The following is a 17,936-nucleotide window of genomic DNA, read 5'->3' as shown; positions in this document are numbered from 1 at the left end:
TAGAAAGGATGTAATTTTTTACGTTCCTTTCTAATATACAACCGTCTTTACAATTCGTATATTAGATCTCTTGCGAAATTGATAGCGGTTTATTGACATTCTTAATAAAATGTAGTATATTTATATATTAACTTTGGAGATTTAAATGACAGTTTGTGAGCAAAATATCTTTTTGAATAAAGAATACGATGAAGCCGTACGCTATATGAATAACGCAAGAGAGGCTTTACAAAAATCAAAAAAAGACGATGACGGATTTTACAACGACGCAAAATATGTGCGTAGCGCCTGCGGCATAGCGTATTTGGGAGTTTTACGTGCGTTAGACGCATGGCTTACACTCAAAGGAATACCCAAACCTAACAAAAAACAACGAAAATCTATAGAATATTATAAAGATAACGTTGCAAAATTAGACGGTAAATTAACCAAACGGCTTAATAACGCTTACAATATTTTACATTTATCCGGATATTATGACGGAGAAACGAATATAAAAGTTATTCAAGCCGGCTTTGAATCTGCAAATGAAATAATAGAAAGAATTAAACCGCAATAAAAAAATTGATTTTACGTCCATTTCGTATTTTTTTGTGAAAAACTCTCAAAAATTTCTTATATTTTTTTGTGAAATCAAAATTCTCTACGAAAGGAATTTTTATGAAAAAGTTTTTGTTTGTTTTGGCGGTGTTGATTCTGCCGACGGCGTTGTTTGCAAAGGGAGCGGTCAAAGGGTATTTCCAAAGTTGGCGAGGTCAACCGACTGCCACACAATATGACAATTTAACTCACGCTATATTGTTTCAATTGTTTCCCGACCCGGGTAAAAACGACGGCAGTTTAACTACGGAATTTGTATACGTAAACGTTAATACTTTTGTGTCAAATGCACATGCAAAGGGAGTAAAGGCAATTGTTGGGGTTGGCGGATGGGATCAAGGCGACCCACATTATGGTAAATTCACCAACGCTTTTGTCTCAGTATGTTCCGATGCTACAAAACGAGCGAAATTTGTAAATGAAATAAAAAATTATATCAATAACAACAGTCTTGACGGTGTTGATATCGACTGGGAATACCCTTCTGGAAGTAACTGGAACAATTATATACAACTCTTGAAAGATTTAAGAGCGGCGCTTCCGGGTAAAGAAATTTCTACCGCGCTTCCAGGGGAGTCGCCGAACGGATATTATCCGTCTATTGTCAGGACAGACATTTGGCAAGCGGTGGACGCGATACATTTAATGACTTACGATATGTGGGATTGGCCTACCCACTCGGATGCCGGAAAATCTAAAGAACTAATTGACGCATGGGCGAATTGGGGAAGCGGACAATCAGGTTTTAGCAAAGAAAAACTTGTTATCGGCTGCGCTTTCTATGGTTCACCCGGAGACAACACGGCAAGCGTAAAAACAAAAGTAGACCACTGTTACGATAACGGTTACGGCGGAGTTATGATTTGGGAAATTTTATGCGGAATTAGTAACACCTCCGAAAATAATCAATTGTTAGAAGCCGCTTGGGCCGCCAATAAAGCGAAAGGCGGATACAAGGGGGGGGAACCGGTAATAATCACCCGTAAGATAACGGTAACCTATTCGCAAAGCGGCGGCACGGTTAAAAACCAGGGGACAGGGGCTACGGTTTATTCGGGAACTCCGGTCGATGTAGAAAACGGTAAAAGTTTGACTTTGTCGTTTATTCCAAACAACGGATATTCGATTACCGACGTTAAAATAAACGGAAACAGTAACGAACAAGCCAAAAATGCAAAAACTTACACGTTTAACGACGTTACCCAAGACGCAAGCATTAACGTAATATTTAATAAAGACGGCGTAACACCGACAGACGCTCCCGACCTTGCCGACGGTTCTTGGGAATGGGAGGAATCGATTGACAATGAAAATCGCGGCTCGTCGGTTACCTTCAACGTAGCAGAAGGAAATATTTCGTTTTCTTTGAATATTGGCACATCCGACGAAGAAAAAGATATATGGTCATGGGCGGAAATCGCTTCTTATGTAGAAGGAGATTGGACGGGAGTTACGGGAATTACGATTAACTATACTTCCAACAAGAATATACATCTTGTGTTACAAGACAACATAGGACTTACTGAAGATGGACGCGGATACTATTATGAATTGGTCGCTGGGACAAACGTAAATAAAACGATTCCAATTACAGATTTCAAACACATTGAAGACGATTGGGAAACGCTGACGCCTCTTTCTGTGAGCCAGTTAAGTATTTTTGAAGGAGTTTCAATTACTCCGGTTGGCGAAATGGTTATGACTACGGGTTCAATCAAATTGTTAAAAATTAACGGACTTATTGTAGAAGAAGATGACCCGGGGCCTGGGATTCCGATTGTGCGAAACAAAGCCAAAAATGTTTCAACGGCGGGCGTATCGGTTGTCAACGGAAATATAAATCTGTCGCTTTCTGCAAACGCGAACAACGCTCATATCGTTTTGTTTGACCTTCGCGGAAGGATATTGTTTGAACGAAACGTCGCGGTTAACGGAAACTTTGCGAGCGTCGCTCTGCCCCAGTCGATTTCGCGAAATCAAGTTATGATGCTGCAAGTTAAGACGAATTCCGGCGTTAATATGACGAAACGGATTTTGATTAAGTAGAGTTTTCAAACGGACTAAAAAACTAAAAAAGAGGCGGCTTGAAAAGGCTGTCTCTTTTTAGTTTGCGCAGAAAGTTATTTTATCAAAAATTTTGTGCGGGAAAGCGGGAAATATGGATTTATCGGTAAAAATCGGCGAAAAAACGCTGCAAAATCCCATAGGTGTCGCCAGCGGGACGTTCGGTTACGGCGAAGAATACTCGCAGTTGTGCGATTTGAACGAAATCGGAGCGTTTTACACAAAAGCCGTAACGCTTGAATCTAAAGAGGGCAATCCTTTGCCGCGAATCGTAGAAACGCCGTCCGGAATGCTCAACGCCATAGGTTTGGCGAATGTCGGCGTCGATAAATTTATGATGGAAAAAATTTCGTGGTTTCGGGATAACGTGAAAAATTGCGCGTTAATTCCAAATATTGCCGGCGCAAGCGAAAAAGAATATTGCCGTCTTGTTGAAGAATTGCAGGATATAGACGTAATTTGGGGATTGGAAGTCAATTTGTCGTGCCCTAATGTGAAAGAAGGGGCTATGCACTTCGGAACGGATGCAAAAACGGTCGAAAAGATAACAAAAAAAATACGGAAACTGACAAAAAAACCGCTGATATTAAAACTTTCTCCTAACGTTTTCGACATTTGCGAAATAGCCGCGGCGGCTCAAAGCGGCGGCGCTGACGCCGTAAGTTGCATAAATACTCTGGTAGGAATGGTTATCGACACAAAAAATTGCCGCCCGTTTTTGGCGAACAAAACCGGCGGGCTCTCCGGACCGGCGATTCGTCCTATTGGCGTGCGCGCGGTCTATCAGATTAGCCGAAAAGTCAAAATTCCCGTTATAGGAATGGGCGGAATAACAAACGCCGACGATGCGATTCAGTATTTTTTGGCGGGTGCGAAAGCGATTCAAATAGGGACGTACAATTTTGTCGAACCGCAAATATCAAATTCGATACTTGCGGGAATTTTAGAATGGATGGCGGCGCATAAAGTAGAAAGCGTAGCCGAAATTTCAAATTTGATGGAAGATTGAATGCAAGCCGAAGGACATAGAAGCAGAATACTCGAAAGATACGAAAAAAGCGGCGTTGACGCCTTTCACGATTACGAAATTTTGGAATTATTTTTGACGATAATAATCCCGCGAAAGGACGTAAAGCCTATAGCGAAAGAATTGATTTCAAAATACAAATCGATAAGCGGCGTTTTGAGCGCTCCGCGGCGCGAACTTGAAGAAACGGACGGATTGGCGAAAAGGAGCGTTTCGCTCATAAAATTTATAAGAGACATGCAAGGATTTTGTCTGAAAGAAGAAATTACAAAAAGCGAGTTCAAAATAAAAAATAAAAACGACATCGCCCGATATTTGTCGTTTAATTTTGGAAATCTACAGGAAGAATATTTAATTTTATTCTTGCTGGACGCAAAGAACGCGGTGATTTCAGCCGAAATAGCGGCAAAAGGGAGTGCGGCGAATTGTCCGATTCAGCCGCGAAAATTGTTTGACAGAGCGTTGCAAGTCAAAGCCGCCGGCGTAATTATCGCGCACAACCATCCTGCAAATTCGCTGAATCCGTCGAATGCGGATTGGGATCTTACGCAAAAAATCGTATCGGTCGGCGAAACGTTGGAAATCCCGCTGATTGATCACGTAATAATTGCGGGAAACAATGTTTTGAGTATGCGTGAAAATCAGAGTCCTAAGGCGGCGGTGTGGAAATAAAAACTTGTAAAGATTTGCATTGGGAAAACGAAAAGTTTTCGGAGTACGCGGTTTTGTCGTTTGTTTTCAACAAAGAAACCGACGAAGCGCTTTTAATTCATAAAAAGCGCGGGCTTGGAAACGGAAAAATCAACGCGCCGGGCGGAAGAATCGACCCTGACGAAAGCGATTTTGAGGCGGCGGTCCGCGAAACGCGGGAAGAGGTTTGCATAACGCCGAAAAATGTTAAAAAAGCGGGCGAATTGAATTTTTATTTTACTGACGGCTACTCGCTCAAAGGGTTCGTTTTCGTTTCGCAGGAATATAGCGGCGAAATCAAAGAAACCGACGAAGCGTTGCCGTTTTGGTGTAAATTAAGTGAAATTCCATACGAGAATATGTGGGCGGACGATAAATTTTGGCTTCCGCTTATGCTTGCCGGTAAAAAATTCTCAGGATATTTTATTTTCGACGACGATAAAATGCTTGATAAAAGCATAATCGTTGACGAAAATTTACCGCTCAAATACGATAAAAATTGGCATCCGTCAAAAAGAAGAACCGCCTGTCTGCAAAAAAACACTTGACACGCCGTATAGAAAAAATGTATATTGCAACAGATATCAGGGCGTATAACTCAGTCGGTTAGAGTGGCGGACTCATAATCCGTGTGTCCTAGGTTCGAGTCCTAGTACGCCCATTTCCTAAAACTATTATTTTCAAGGGAGGTTAAAATGTCTGTACAGGAAAGTATATTAAACGTAGAAGAAATAGATATTCAGATTGCTAAACTTGAAAGTTCAAAATTAGAATATCCAAAGAAACTTAAAGAACTTAAAGATAATATCGCTCAAGAAGAAAAAGAACTTTTTGCGGCTAAAGAAAGCATGGAAAAAATTGAAAAAAATATCGCTTCGGCGAATATCGACCTTGAAACACACAAAAACGAACTCGCTAAAAGTCATGATAGGCTGAATTCCGTTAAAAATAACAAAGAGTACGATGCGGTTCTGCGCGAAATCAGGGAACGTAAAACTTTTATTGAGAGTACGAGCCGAGATATTATAAAACTCAAAGAAAAACTGCCGCAAATTCAAGAGGAATTTAAAACGAAACAAGCGGATTTTGATAAAGTAAAATCGGAAAACACTCCGAATATTGAAGATTTAACGCAGAAAATCTCTTCTATAGATAATGATATTTCTTTAAAAATCGTTGAAAAAGAAAAATTATTGCCGTCAATTCCGCAAAATTATTTAAACATATATGATTCTATACTGCCGGGCAGAAAAAACAGCGGCAGAGTTCTTTCGCTTGTATATCCGAAAAGAAAAACCTGCGGATATTGCAATCAAGTTTTAAGCCCTAACATTATGGGAAAAATATCGATGAAAAAAGCGCCTATCGTCTGCGAAAATTGCGGGTCGTTATTCGTTTTTATCGATAAGAGTGAATAAACCTTGACATTGCGGCGCATAATTTTATATATTCATGATGTTTTCGTGCAGGCGTAGCTCAATTGGATAGAGCATCTGACTACGGATCAGAAGGTTGAGGGTTCGAACCCTTCCGTCTGTACCATTTACGAATTATACTTTTGAATTTCGTTGAGAAATAAGGAGGAAATTTTGATTGGTTTTGACCCTATGTATTTTTATTTCGTATTACCGGCGCTGATTTTGTCCGGTTTCGCGTCTCTTATGACATCCTCTACTTTCAATAAATATTCACGAGTTCGTTCTGCTAAAGGAATTACCGGAGCCGAAGCGGCGAAACGGCTTTTGACAGGCGCCGGAATAGACGATGTCCGTATTGAGCAAACTAACGGTTTTTTATCCGACCATTATGATCCGGCGTCCAAAGTTTTACGTTTGTCGCCCAAAGTTTACGGCGAAAGTTCTTTGTCGGCGATCGGAGTCGCCTGTCATGAAGCCGGGCATGCGATTCAACACGCACAAGGATATATTTGGCTCAGTATGCGTTCCGCTATGGTTCCTGTCGTGAATATAAGTTCGACATTTTCATATATAGTGTTAATCGGCGGATTTGTGCTGAGTTCGTTTAATTTGATTTTGGCGGGAATAATACTGTTTTCCGCCGCGGTTATATTTTCTATAATAACTCTGCCGGTAGAATGGGATGCGTCAAGCCGCGCCAAACTGCTTATGGTTCAATGCGGCGCGGTCGATAGAATAGAAGCGCAATCGGCCGGAGCGGTTCTTAACGCGGCGTTCTTGACATATCTTTCGGCTGCGATATCTTCTTTGCTTACGTTGATTTATTATCTTTGGCGGGCGGGAATTATCGGCGGACGGCGGCGATAAACCGTCTAAATATTTTTATCGCAAGAAGATTTATTCGCCTTTACATTAAGGAATGAATTATTTTAGTTTTATATTTTCAATAAACAAAAGCAAAAAAGGATGTTTCGATGTTGCCTATTGATTTAACGGGAAAGATAGCGTTTGTCGCCGGAGTCGCGGACGACAACGGTTACGGTTGGGCGATCGCGAAACGGCTTGCGCAAGCGGGTGCAAAAATACTTGTAGGAACTTGGCCCCCCGTGCTTGAAATCTTTACGAAATCGTTGGAAAGAAATAAATTGGATACCAAATTACATGACGGCAAAGAATTAAAAATTACCGAAATATTTCCTCTTGATGCGGTTTTTGATTTTCCGGAAGATGTTCCGCAAGATGTTAAAGAGAACAAAAGGTATGCCGGAATCACAGGGTACACCGTTAGCGAAGTCGCCAAAAAAGTATATGAAAAATATGGGAAAATTGATATATTGGTTCATGCCTTGGCAAACGGGCCTGAAGTCAAAAACGATTTGCTCGATACTTCAAGAGCGGGATATTTGGCGGCGTTTTCAGCGTCGTCTTACTCTTTGGTTTCATTAGTAAAGCAATTCGGCGCGAATATTAACAGCGGCGGTGCGGTGATTTCTCTTTCCTATCTTTCGGCGGACAGAACCGTGCCTGGGTATGGCGGCGGAATGGGCGCGGCGAAAGCGGCGTTGCAGCAAGATACGCGGACTTTAGCGTTTGAATGCGGAAGAAAATGGAATATCCGGGTAAACGCGATTTCTGCGGGACCGCTTGGCAGCAGAGCCGCAAAAGCGATAGGATTTATTGACAGAATGATAAAATATTCGGCGCACAACGCCCCGCTTCGACAGGAAATGGAAGCGGATTACGTTGCGTGTCCTGCGGCGTTTTTAGTATCGCCTATGGCTGCCGCTATAACCGGAACGGTTGTTTATGTAGATAACGGATTGAGTTCTATGGCTTGCGGAATTGACCGTCTGGTCGATGGAGCGATCGACGAAGAATAGTTTTTATAGATTTCGGTTAATATCAATAGAAATGGATTATGTACATCAGTCGCCTGACAAATTCTTCAAAGCGTAAATTCGTGTTTTATCGCAAAATTTTTTTACAACGGAGATAGTTTTGAAAGTAATAGATATTTTAAACCGCAAAAAAACGACGCTGAGTTTTGAGTTTTTTCCGCCTAAAACCCACAACGGATTCGACAACCTTTTTGAAACCGTGCAAAAATTACGTTACTTGTCGCCGTCTTACGTCAGCGTCACTTACGGCGCGGGCGGTTCTACCCGCGAAAATACTCGAAATTTAGTAGGTAAAATTCAAAAAGAAACCGGATTGACCGCTGTAGCCCATTTGACTTGCGTAGGGCATAGCAAGAGCGAAATCCGTCAAATTCTTGAAAATTACCGAGCCGTAAAAATCGAAAACATTCTTGCTTTGCGAGGAGATACGCCTAAAAATATGCCGAATTTTGCCGCTTGTGAAAACGGATTCAAGTTCGCCGGCGAATTGGTGAAATTCATAAAAGATAATTTTTCAGAGATGGGAATAGGAGTCGCGGGGTTTCCTGAAGGACATCCGAGCACTCCGAATCGTTTGACGGAAATTGACAACCTTAAACGAAAAGTCGATAACGGCGCAGATTACGTTTGTACGCAATTATTTTTCAACAACGACGATTTTTACGATTTTTGCGAGCGTTGCGAAATAGCGCAAATTAACGTTCCGATTATCGCGGGAATTATGCCTATTACGTCGCTTGCCAATATGAAAAGAATCGCCGAATTGTCGCTTGGGGCGCGTATTCCGGCAAAACTTCTCAAAGCGGTTTATAGAGCGACAAACGACGATTATGTAGAAAAAGTCGGCATTCATTGGGCGGCGCAGCAGGTTAACGACCTGATTGAAACCGGAGTTCGCGGAATACATTTTTACACGTTGAATAAATTTGAGCAAATTCACAAAATTTGTGAGTCAATCGGACTTATTTCCTCCGAACAATTGGAAAAATAAAAGCAAAAATCGCAAAAAGTCCGCACAAATACACAAACCAATCGCCGAACTTGCGGTAGATTGTTGATTCCAGCGGTTTTGCGATAGGCATTTCGACAATTTCTCGCCTGTATAAATCTGTTTTCGACAAATATTTCCCGTAACAATCTACCGAAAACGAAATACCGGAGTTTGCGCATCTTATCATCCCGACACCGTTTTCTATCGCCCTGACCCGTGACATTTCCGCGTGCTGGAAAGGGGCGGTAGTTTTACCGAACCATCCGTCGTTTGTTATGTTTACAAGAAAATTTGCGCCGGAATTTATACGATTTCGCACAAAATTCGGATACGTGCTTTCATAGCATATCATCGGCGCTATTTTTAAGTTTTCTTCAAATTCCCAAACCGTATTTTCCTTTCCGGCCGAAAAACTTCCTCCTGCCAAATCTAAACGGTTTATCAACGGAAAAATATCTGAAAACGGCATTGTTTCTACAAACGGCACCAGTTTTCGCTTTTTATATTTTTTGTATTCGTAATTTTGCAGTCTTGCGAAGAACGCCGAATTATACGCCGAAATTGTATCGTAGTTTTCGCTCAAAGTTTGGTCTAAAGTTCCGAAAATTATCGGCGAATCGTATTTCTCAAGCCAATTGTTTACCATATTTCTGCAAAGCGGATGCCGATTGAAATAAGCGAAAATTCCGCTTTCGGGAATTATATAAATCCCTTTGTTTAGTTCGGTCGATGTTTCGAATAAACTGTCCAAGACTTCCATAGACGCAAAAAGCGAAGATTCTCCGCACCAATTTTCTTGGTCGACGTTCGGCTGCAAAACCAACGCTTTTTGTTCGTAAAATCCGATAGACTTTATACGGAAAAATCCAAATAAACAAATTGCAACAATCACAATAATTATAGTTTTTATGGCGACGGTTTTTCTGTTTTCAAATATTGTTTCGTATAAAACGACCGCCGAAATCACCGCTAAAAACGACAATCCCCAAATTCCCGTTACGCTTACGATTTGTGACAAATAAAAGTATTGCGACAACAAATATCCTTCAAACATCCACGGAAACGACAGTGAGCCGAACAGAAATAAATATTCGGAAATTATCCACAGCGCGGGGACGAATAAAAATGATAATTTTTTGTTTTTACGTACGACGCAAGACGAAATTATTCCTAACGCAAGATATTTCAAAGCGAAAAATGCGGCAAGCAAAATAGTTCCGAAGGTGATAAGCAAACTCAGGTCGTTTACATCGACGAGCGCCATCCACCAAATCGAACCGAAATATGAGGAGAATCCCCACACGTACATTTTCAATTTACTCGGTTTTTTGTCGTAAATCACGGCGATGAACGGAATAGAGCAAAAAATTGCGATTGCCGGTATAAAAAACAGCGCCGGATGTAAACTTTGATTAAACGGCGGCGAAAGAAATCCGTGAAAAAAACCGGAAATTACAATTATTACAATATTTGTAACGTTTTTTTTCATGTTTTACGAAAATGTTTTTTTGAAAATTTCCGTAAAGACTTCGGTTAAATCGTCGTTGACTGATTGGGAATTATAAAATCCCGAATTAATTCTGTTTTTTATTTCAGATAAATTTTTGGCTTTCACTGATTCGACAGATTTTTCTTGAATGGACGGAGTGTAATAATCGTCATGTTCAAAAGCGGTTTTTTTAGCCGCTTGTTTTGCATTACTCAAATCTTTGAATTCCTTTTTTACGGAATTCGTCTGTGAAAAATAATTTGTTGAATAAATATTATCCAATAACATAATAACCGCCTACTCCATTAGGTCTTTTACCGGTAAAAAATACATCCATGCATAATCTCCACTAACATTATCGGCAAAAAAATTTAAAACTTTAATGTTTTTTCAAGATAAAAAAAATTAAAAAAAAATAAATTTATTGTTGTTTCGGCGTTTGCAATAACGTATATTTTTAACTTGAAGATATGTCGGTTTTATTGAGGATGTATATTTGTGAGCGGATTTTTAGACAGCGGTTTTTGCAGGATTTGTGCGGCGATTTTATCTTTTGTATTTGTTGTCTGCGCCGACATGATTGCAGTTCCGGCGGCGTCAAAACAGTTGAATATTGCGCTTGCTCGCAGCCAAAAGGGAGATACGCTTGTTTTGGAAAACGGAAGATATAGAGGGGGAATTCGTATTCCTGCCGGAGTTTCGCTTGTCGCAAGAGAGACAGGTAAAGCCCATATATCGGGAACGGGAAAAGAAAATGTTGTAATATTGTCTAACGGAAACACGATTTCCGGGCTGAAAGTAACCGGCGGACGAATCGGCGTATATTCTGAAGGTATGGATAATTCGGTATTGTCTTGTTTAATATCGAATAACAAGCAGTCGGGTATTTTGGCTGTAGCGCATTTTGTCAGAATTGAAGATAATTTGATTTTTCGCAACTCCGGTTCAGGGATTTTGATGTGGGATGTCGAGACAAGCGGTGAAATTTTGAACAACACCATAGTTTATAACGAGAACCACGGAATTTCGCTCGGCGGTGCTTGTAAAGTGGGATTGACGAACAATATTATAGCGTATAACGGCAAGTTTGCAGTAAAAATAAGTGATAAAACGCAAATCTTTCAGGAATTTAATGTATTTTTATCGTATATTCAAGTTAACATGACGTTGCCGGAAGATAATTATTCGTTTGATCCGGAATTCAAAAGCCCGGAATTGAACGATTTTAGATTAAAGGAAACGTCTCGGTGTTATAATAACGGAAGAAATGGCGAAGATATTGGCTCAAGAATATATACGGCTTTATGAAGAATGGAGTTAAATGATATGAAGCAATCGTTTTTCAGGGCAACGGTAACCGCAAGTGTTGTGTTTATTTGTTCGGTAACGGCGGAAGTCGTTATGGTACCGTCAACAGGGATAAGAACAATTTCACAGGCGATAGTCAAAGCAAGGGCTGGGGATACCGTAATAGTGTCCGATGGTGTTTACAAAGAGGATCTGTTTATCAGAGGCGGAGTGTATGTGAAGTCGCAGTATCTTCACGGCGCTATAGTTGACGGTGACGGAAGAGGAACTGTGGTAACTTTGGGCGCTGGTGCGGGAATTGAGGGTTTTGAAATCCGAAACGGCACCATAGGCGTATTCAGTAAAGATCCGGATGTTGTGATAAGAAAAAACCGCATAGTACGAAATTGGATGTCGGGGATCGTTATCGTTCGTCATCTTCCTACCATAGAAGATAACATTATAAGTTTTAACAGAGCTTCCGGTATTATCGGTTGGAATTTACGTGCGTCTAAAGGCGCGATAGAACATAACACTATCGCTTACAATGTCGGATACGGATTCTTCTTGGGCGGGGCGAGCAACGTTCAATTTCGGTATAATACCATTGCGTTTAATCAAAAATATGGTTTAAAAATGACTCAGGAAGCGTCGGAATCTGTGATTAAATATAACAATTTCTGGGAAAATCTTAAACAGTTCTACGAAAATCCGGCGGATAATTATGTGTTTGATCCTTCGTTTATTTCGCCTAAAGTAAAGTATAATTTCAATCCGGAACCGACTTTGTGTTGCAGCGTAAAAGACGCCACCGGACAAAACCTCGGCGCTCGTCTTAAAAACTAAGGAAGAAAGGGATAGATAATATGCGGTTTTTTAACATCAATAATACCAAAAAATCATTGACGAAATTCGTAATGAGAGGAATGATTGTCGCGTTTGCAGCGACTGCGGTTTTTGGAGACGGGCTTCCGGGCGAATATTATGTAACGCAGAGATGGAGAGACTTGTTCGCTCCTTATTCGCCTGCGTCTAACCCCGCTATTTTGACGGAAGAAAATTACGTCTCGGTTCGAGGAGTGTGGAGTCCGAGTTTGGGAAATGCGTTTTTCCTGTATGAGGGCGGCGCGGTTGTGCCTATCGGTTTGTACCAATCGGTAGGATTTACAGTTTTGGGCGTAACCTCAAACGAACCGATTATGGGAGCGAAGTGGGACCCGGACAAAGAAGAAATAGTAAGCACCGGAACGCCGTATTACGATAATCACATGCTGTTTATGGCTACGTATGCGATTAATCCGTTTAACAGGTTGAGTATCGGCGCCAACTTGAACATATTCAAAACTCCTAATTTCGGAGATCCTATCCGCGGACTCGGTATTGATATCGGCGCTACCTATCGTGTTTCAAATCACCCTGTTCTTGGGGAACATATCGTAGGGATTAACTTCCAAAACGCAATTTCTCCGAACATCTTTTCTCGTCCTGAAGGAGAGAAAGTTACGGTAAACACTCAGTCGATTAACGCTAAAATAAATTGGATAAGTTTTATGTTTGACAGACAGGTGGACGCGGGAATCGATTTTGATATCAAGGACTTTACTTCAAGCGCCGCGTCGTTCGCCGGACAGGCTATCGCTGACGCTAATACCGGAGATATCAGGAAAGTATTTGACGGTAAGAAGAAAATAGAATTTGACTTCAGCGGACGTATCGGAGTGTGGCTTTTGAGAATGATAAATATTCATGGTCATTTCGGGACGGGGCACTGGGGAGTTTCCGGCGGAATGAACGTTCCGTCAATTTTTGGCGGACGCGATTTTCAGGTGGGTTACCAATATACTAACATAACCGACGATAAAGCGTCGTTTACGAATACGATTTATTTTAGAGGGCAATTCGGTCCGCACAGAGAACAAGTTTATGCGATGAAAATGGCTCGTCAAGTACAGCTTGGACCCGGTAAACTGTATAATCAGATGCTTTCCGAGCACTATGCGGGAAATTACTGGAGTTCGTTCTTTATCGGCGGAAGAATCTTAACGGAATATCCGGATTTCTTCAGAAACGATTATGTGGTTTATTACATGGGTATGAACGAAGAAGCGATGGATATGCGTGAAGTCGCAAACGACAATTACAATCAAGTTTTAAACGATTTTCCGCGTTCTCCGGTCGCGCCGTATTCATTGCTTGGACTGTTGCGTGTAGCGTACCGCGAAGGCGATTACGGCAGAGTTCAGGATTTGTACGATCAAATAAATATAGCGTCTTCGCCGGACAGCGTTAAGCATGCGGCGGCGTATTATTACGGAGAGGCGTTGTTTAACCAGGATCGTATTATGGAAGCGATGCAGCAATTTAATTCCGTTCCCGCAGGACATGGGGATTATGTTTTTGCACAACATTCTATGGGCGTAGCCTATGCTATTAACGGCGATTTGAACAAAACGCTGGAATATCTTGATAACGTGGTGCAGTCGCCGGTGAAGACAAACGACCAAAAGGCGATTGTCGATCGTTCTTATCTTCTTATGGCGTTCTTGTATTACGAAGGACAAGTCGCGGAAGGTCAGTCGCTTGTTAGGGCGATGGCGGCGCTTCGTGCGATTTCGTCGTCAAGTCCGTACCGTAGCGAGGCGTTGCTGGGTCAGGCGTGGGTAGCTTTGAAAGCGGCAAACTGGAACGATTGCGTAACTGCGGCGAACGCGCTTAAAACGGCGACAAAGGACGATATTCTATTGAGTGAAGCGGATTTACTGCTCGCTTATAAAAGTATCGTAGATAAACAATACGCCGTTGCGGCTAATGCGCTTGGCGAGGCGGAAAAGCGGCTTGTGGCTTACAGTTCGCCGACACAGTCGGATTGGAATCAGCGGAAAGCGAAGTATGTGACCGATAGAGAGTCGTATTACGAAACGGCGCAGAGATCTAAAGAATTGGCTATGGTGTCGCAGTCGTCTTACGTTATCGCGCAAATAGATTCTCTTTCTCCCGTTCAAAAAAGCCAAGAAACGGACGTAAGAGCGTTCGGCAAGTATAACGACGATTATGAATCGACGCTGTTCTTCGGAAGAGGACACGAGAAAGTGCTTGACGATGTGTCTTATGCGTTGGCGAAGGTGAGAGAACTTATGGGAACGACAAGCACGTCAAAATCTCTTGAAAAAGTTCAATCTATCGACGAGGAAATGCGTAAAATTCAAGAACAGCTCAAAATGCTTGAAGGAAATTAATATAAAATTTGAGTTTGTTTAAGTTTTAGGTCATACGAAATATTATTTTCGTATGACCTTTTTTTATTTTGAGATTTGAAAGGAACGATTATGAAAATATTAGCGGTTTTATTTTTGCTTGCGACGACGGCTTTTCCAGAAATAGTCAGAATCTCCCCGTCAAATTCATCTCCTATAAGTCAAGCTATGCTGCGGGTAAAATCCGGCGATACGATAATGCTTGCCGATGGGAAATATCGAGAAGACGTTATCTTAAAGAGCGGCGTGGTTTTATGTTCTCAGAATTTATTCGCCGCCGAGATAATAGGTAACGGAAGAGACGCGGTAGTAAAACTAAACGGCGGTGCAAAAATAATAGGATTATCTATTTGCGGCGGGAGAAACGGCGTAGTTACGTCAAATACCGGCGCGTCTATTGAAAATTGTTACATTCACTCAAATCAAGGTTCGGGTATTTTGGCGATAAACCGTCTTCCGAAAATTGTAAACTCTATTATTTCAAACAATTTAAATGCGGGAATTCAGGGAACGGCGATAGGATCTACAGAAGGTGAAATGTCGCATTTAACTATTGCCGAAAATCGTAGATACGGAATAGAAATTGACGGCGACCAAGATGTTATTCTTAAAGATTGTCTGTTTTATAATAACGGGCATAAGGCGATAAAACTAACGAACCAAAATTTGCTTGTCATGAAAAATCTTATAATTTATCCCGAACAAAAAGAGTTTATAAATCAGGACGATTTTATCGGACGTCCATATTTTACGGGAAAACACTATTTTCTCAAGGATAATTCGATAGGCAAAAATAAAGCGAGCGACGGAAAAGATATAGGTTTTGTTAAATAAACGTTTTGCTTTTGATTTATAAAAGGTAGGAGTTTCTAAGTGAGAGTTATTAAAATTTTAACGTTAATGTCGGTTGCCGCGTCTGTTTACGCTTCATCGGTTATTGATTTTGCGATTGAGCCGACCAGGGCTCTTTCGGGAAGTTACATGCATGCCAAAGACAGGAAAGTGCATTGGACTATCGCCGGAGAATACGGCTGGCTTTTAAACGAACATTTGACCTTGGGACCTAATTTGAATTTTGTATGGCATCTCGACAAAAACAGGAATACCGTTGATTATAATACGTATTTGGTGCATAGCAAAGAGCGCGTCATTATGATTCCTGTTTCGGTTTTTATAATCGTAGATCCGATTCCTCAATATATGATACATCCGGTACTCCATGCGCAAGCAGGGTATAATTCGGTTTTTATATCGAATGTAAATTATAACTCAAGCGATAAGAATGCGGTTAAGGAGTTCGACGGGTATTACAACGGGATTATTGGGAAATTCAGTTTGGAATGCATGGTTGACGTAGGAAAATCAATTTCTCTTTTTGTCGGTCCTCAATGGCAGTTTTCCACGACGGAGCGCAGAGGAAAAGGTTATCATTATGAACGTAAATTTAACGGATTCGGTTTAAGATTTGGAGTAAGCGCTTTATTATGAAAAGATACGGAGTTGTCCTTGACGGAAAATCGTTGTCGCTCGACAACGTTATAACGCTCGCCAATACCGCGGCAAAAGTAAGTTTAAGCGATTCCGCGTTGCTTGTTTGCGCGGAAAGCAGAAAAATAATTGAAGATGCGGTAAATTCCCGAAAAATAATTTACGGAGTAAATACGTCTTACGGACCTATGTGCAATAAAATTATCGACGATGGCGAACTTGAGACTTTACAGGTGAATCTTTTACGCTCGCATTCGGCGGGAATGGGAAATATTCTGCCGTATAATATTGCACGCGCCGTTTTTGCCATACGTTTGAATTGTCTTGTGAAAGGTTACTCCGGCGTACGCGTAGAACTTTTGCGTTTTATGGAAGAGGCGTTTAACGAGGGCGTCGCTCCGGTAATTCCCGAACAGGGCAGCGTGGGCGCAAGCGGCGATTTAATTCCTTTGGCGCATTTGGGGCTTGGTCTTATAGGCGAGGGCGATTTATATTTTCAAAATGAAACTATGCCGGCGAAAAAAGCGCTTGAGAAAGCGAATCTTAAACCTATAAAATTATCGTATAAAGAAGCGCTTTCAATTATGAACGGTACTTCCGTAATGAGTGCGATCGCATGTATTTCACTACAAAAAGCCAAAAATTTGTTTAACGTACAAGTACTCGCCGCCGCGTTTGCGATGGAAATTTTTTCGGTATTGGACGATGCGTTTGATACGGATTTGCATGCCTTAAAAAATCATGAGGGGCAGGTAGAAGTCGCTAAAATGATAGAGAATCTTATCGCCGGTTCCCAAAATACGGTCAAAAGAGACGGTTTGCACGATAAAATTCGTCTGCAGAAAAAAGACGGAGCGGTGTTTGAAACACGGGAAAAGGTTCAAGATGTTTATTCTCTGCGATGTACGCCGCAGGTTTTGGCGGTAGTTTATGACGCGATAAAATATGCGCAGAAAGTATTGCTTACTGAAATAAACTCTTCAAACGACAATCCGTTAGTTATTCCCGAATCCGGCAGAATTCTGCACGGCGGAAATTTTCACGGACAGTCTGTTTCGTTTGCGATGGATAGTTTGCGTATAGCGATTTCTACGCTGTGCAATATAAGCGAGCGCAGAACAAACAAACTTTTGGACAAAAATTTAAACGACGGGCTACCGGAAAATTTGGCGGCCGGTCATATCGGTTTAGATATCGGATTTATGGGATCGCAGTATTTGGCGGTTTCTACCGCGGCGGAAAACAGACAATTGGCTTGTCCGATGAGCGTGAATACGATTTCGTCGAACGAAAGTAATCAGGACGTCGTTTCTATGGGAACGGTTTCGGCGCGGCTTGCGCTGAAATCGGTCGAAAATGCGGAATTGGTGCAGACAATGGAAATTTTGGCGGATTTACAGGCGTTTTCGTTTAGGAACGATAAAGGTTTGGGACCGAAAGCGAAAAAGATATACGACGAATTGGTAAAAAATTACGTTCAATATGATTGCAAACAGGTTTTCAGAGAGAATTTACTTAAGTTTCATAAGATAATATTTGAAGACGTTGCGGGTAAACTGGGTTATATATAAATGATTCCCGTAATAATCGGTCCGACGGCGATAGGCAAGAGCGCCGCCGCGATAGAGTTGGCAAAGAGAATAGACGGTGAAATTATTTCGTGCGATTCACGGCAGATTTACAGGAATATGGATATCGCCACCGCCAAGATCGGAAGAGCACACGTCTGA

General features: G+C 41.5%; 17 protein-coding genes, 2 tRNA genes and 1 pseudogene. 18 read left to right on the top strand and 2 right to left on the bottom strand.

From position 1 onward, the window contains the following. The first annotated feature begins 145 nt into the window (after nucleotides 1-145). The 11 genes from LBH98_01000 (at nucleotide 146) to metF (ending at nucleotide 8,688) form a co-directional block, all read left to right on the top strand. Nucleotides 146-559, top strand: coding sequence for a DUF5618 family protein (locus tag LBH98_01000; GenBank protein MDR0303338.1), 414 nt, complete (start codon nucleotides 146-148; stop codon nucleotides 557-559). A 101-nt stretch (nucleotides 560-660) separates the two neighbouring features. Beyond that, nucleotides 661-2,646, top strand: coding sequence for a glycoside hydrolase family 18 protein (locus LBH98_00995; protein ID MDR0303337.1), 1,986 nt, complete (start codon nucleotides 661-663; stop codon nucleotides 2,644-2,646). 112 nt (nucleotides 2,647-2,758) lie between these two features. After that, nucleotides 2,759-3,673 (top strand): dihydroorotate dehydrogenase, encoded by a 915-nt coding sequence (locus LBH98_00990; GenBank protein ID MDR0303336.1) that lies wholly within the window; start codon nucleotides 2,759-2,761, stop codon nucleotides 3,671-3,673. After that, nucleotides 3,674-4,363: a DNA repair protein RadC gene (gene radC, locus LBH98_00985; GenBank protein ID MDR0303335.1), complete on the top strand. Its 690-nt coding sequence runs from the start codon at nucleotides 3,674-3,676 to the stop codon at nucleotides 4,361-4,363. It begins immediately after the preceding gene. After that, complete coding sequence (locus tag LBH98_00980) at nucleotides 4,354-4,929, top strand: 8-oxo-dGTP diphosphatase (protein MDR0303334.1); 576 nt, start codon at nucleotides 4,354-4,356, stop codon at nucleotides 4,927-4,929. The genes radC and LBH98_00980 overlap by 10 nt, the downstream gene beginning before the upstream one ends. Nucleotides 4,930-4,968: 39 nt before the next feature. Then, nucleotides 4,969-5,042, top strand: a tRNA-Ile gene (locus LBH98_00975). 34 nt (nucleotides 5,043-5,076) lie between these two features. Next, nucleotides 5,077-5,799 carry a hypothetical protein gene (locus LBH98_00970; GenBank protein ID MDR0303333.1) on the top strand — a complete coding sequence of 241 codons (723 nt, stop codon included), beginning with the start codon at nucleotides 5,077-5,079 and terminating at the stop codon, nucleotides 5,797-5,799. Nucleotides 5,800-5,846: 47 nt separating this feature from the next. Beyond that, nucleotides 5,847-5,923, top strand: a tRNA-Arg gene (locus LBH98_00965). A gap of 47 nt (nucleotides 5,924-5,970) precedes the next feature. Continuing rightward, nucleotides 5,971-6,666: a zinc metallopeptidase gene (locus tag LBH98_00960; protein ID MDR0303332.1), complete on the top strand. Its 696-nt coding sequence runs from the start codon at nucleotides 5,971-5,973 to the stop codon at nucleotides 6,664-6,666. Between the two features lie 107 nt (nucleotides 6,667-6,773). Continuing rightward, a complete protein-coding gene (locus LBH98_00955) occupies nucleotides 6,774-7,679 on the top strand; it encodes an enoyl-[acyl-carrier-protein] reductase (protein ID MDR0303331.1) in 906 nt (301 codons plus the stop codon). Nucleotides 7,680-7,797: 118 nt separating this feature from the next. After that, a complete protein-coding gene (metF, locus tag LBH98_00950; GenBank protein ID MDR0303330.1) occupies nucleotides 7,798-8,688 on the top strand; it encodes a methylenetetrahydrofolate reductase [NAD(P)H] in 891 nt (296 codons plus the stop codon). Here the strand turns inward: metF and lnt are convergent. Both lnt and LBH98_00940 read right to left on the bottom strand, forming a co-directional pair. Continuing rightward, nucleotides 8,660-10,177 (bottom strand): apolipoprotein N-acyltransferase, encoded by a 1,518-nt coding sequence (gene lnt, locus LBH98_00945; GenBank protein ID MDR0303329.1) that lies wholly within the window; start codon nucleotides 10,175-10,177, stop codon nucleotides 8,660-8,662. The genes metF and lnt overlap by 29 nt on opposite strands. Nucleotides 10,178-10,180: 3 nt before the next feature. Continuing rightward, the gene (locus LBH98_00940; GenBank protein MDR0303328.1) at nucleotides 10,181-10,465 is read right to left on the bottom strand and encodes a hypothetical protein; all 285 of its coding nucleotides are present in this window, start codon (nucleotides 10,463-10,465) and stop codon (nucleotides 10,181-10,183) included. 210 nt (nucleotides 10,466-10,675) lie between these two features. Here LBH98_00940 and LBH98_00935 point away from each other — a divergent pair, with 210 nt between their 5' ends. The 7 genes and pseudogenes from LBH98_00935 to LBH98_00905 all read left to right on the top strand — a co-directional run bounded on the left by LBH98_00935 (nucleotide 10,676) and on the right by LBH98_00905 (nucleotide 17,924). Further along, nucleotides 10,676-11,485, top strand: a complete 810-nt coding sequence (locus LBH98_00935; GenBank protein MDR0303327.1) for a right-handed parallel beta-helix repeat-containing protein — start codon at nucleotides 10,676-10,678, stop codon at nucleotides 11,483-11,485. A gap of 18 nt (nucleotides 11,486-11,503) precedes the next feature. Next, nucleotides 11,504-12,310, top strand: a complete 807-nt coding sequence (locus tag LBH98_00930; GenBank protein ID MDR0303326.1) for a right-handed parallel beta-helix repeat-containing protein — start codon at nucleotides 11,504-11,506, stop codon at nucleotides 12,308-12,310. 20 nt (nucleotides 12,311-12,330) lie between these two features. After that, nucleotides 12,331-14,700 (top strand): tetratricopeptide repeat protein, encoded by a 2,370-nt coding sequence (locus tag LBH98_00925; protein MDR0303325.1) that lies wholly within the window; start codon nucleotides 12,331-12,333, stop codon nucleotides 14,698-14,700. 90 nt (nucleotides 14,701-14,790) lie between these two features. Beyond that, nucleotides 14,791-15,552 (top strand): right-handed parallel beta-helix repeat-containing protein, encoded by a 762-nt coding sequence (locus LBH98_00920; protein MDR0303324.1) that lies wholly within the window; start codon nucleotides 14,791-14,793, stop codon nucleotides 15,550-15,552. Nucleotides 15,553-15,591: 39 nt separating this feature from the next. Beyond that, nucleotides 15,592-16,206: a hypothetical protein gene (locus LBH98_00915; GenBank protein MDR0303323.1), complete on the top strand. Its 615-nt coding sequence runs from the start codon at nucleotides 15,592-15,594 to the stop codon at nucleotides 16,204-16,206. Beyond that, nucleotides 16,203-17,777: an aromatic amino acid ammonia-lyase gene (locus tag LBH98_00910; GenBank protein ID MDR0303322.1), complete on the top strand. Its 1,575-nt coding sequence runs from the start codon at nucleotides 16,203-16,205 to the stop codon at nucleotides 17,775-17,777. Before LBH98_00915 ends, LBH98_00910 begins: the two co-directional genes overlap by 4 nt. Further along, nucleotides 17,778-17,924: pseudogene (locus LBH98_00905) on the top strand (tRNA (adenosine(37)-N6)-dimethylallyltransferase MiaA). It abuts the gene before it with no gap. Nucleotides 17,925-17,936: the final 12 nt, after the last annotated feature.

Source organism: Chitinispirillales bacterium, from assembly GCA_031254455.1.
Lineage (GTDB): Bacteria > Fibrobacterota > Chitinivibrionia > Chitinivibrionales > Chitinivibrionaceae > WRFX01.
The sequence above is the reverse complement of the archived record's forward strand: the minus strand, read 5'-3'. Positions and strand labels throughout refer to the sequence as shown.

What these genes read in the sequence shown, in the direction of transcription:
- LBH98_01000 (MDR0303338.1), top strand. Translation starts at nt 146, where the DNA reads ATGACAGTTTGTGAGCAAAATATCTTTTTGAATAAAGAATACGATGAA.
- LBH98_00995 (MDR0303337.1), top strand. Translation starts at nt 661, where the DNA reads ATGAAAAAGTTTTTGTTTGTTTTGGCGGTGTTGATTCTGCCGACGGCG.
- LBH98_00990 (MDR0303336.1), top strand. Translation starts at nt 2,759, where the DNA reads ATGGATTTATCGGTAAAAATCGGCGAAAAAACGCTGCAAAATCCCATA.
- radC (MDR0303335.1), top strand. Translation starts at nt 3,674, where the DNA reads ATGCAAGCCGAAGGACATAGAAGCAGAATACTCGAAAGATACGAAAAA.
- LBH98_00970 (MDR0303333.1), top strand. Translation starts at nt 5,077, where the DNA reads ATGTCTGTACAGGAAAGTATATTAAACGTAGAAGAAATAGATATTCAG.
- LBH98_00955 (MDR0303331.1), top strand. Translation starts at nt 6,774, where the DNA reads ATGTTGCCTATTGATTTAACGGGAAAGATAGCGTTTGTCGCCGGAGTC.
- lnt (MDR0303329.1), bottom strand. Translation starts at nt 10,177, where the DNA reads ATGAAAAAAAACGTTACAAATATTGTAATAATTGTAATTTCCGGTTTT.
- LBH98_00940 (MDR0303328.1), bottom strand. Translation starts at nt 10,465, where the DNA reads ATGTTATTGGATAATATTTATTCAACAAATTATTTTTCACAGACGAAT.
- LBH98_00930 (MDR0303326.1), top strand. Translation starts at nt 11,504, where the DNA reads ATGAAGCAATCGTTTTTCAGGGCAACGGTAACCGCAAGTGTTGTGTTT.
- LBH98_00925 (MDR0303325.1), top strand. Translation starts at nt 12,331, where the DNA reads ATGCGGTTTTTTAACATCAATAATACCAAAAAATCATTGACGAAATTC.
- LBH98_00920 (MDR0303324.1), top strand. Translation starts at nt 14,791, where the DNA reads ATGAAAATATTAGCGGTTTTATTTTTGCTTGCGACGACGGCTTTTCCA.
- LBH98_00910 (MDR0303322.1), top strand. Translation starts at nt 16,203, where the DNA reads ATGAAAAGATACGGAGTTGTCCTTGACGGAAAATCGTTGTCGCTCGAC.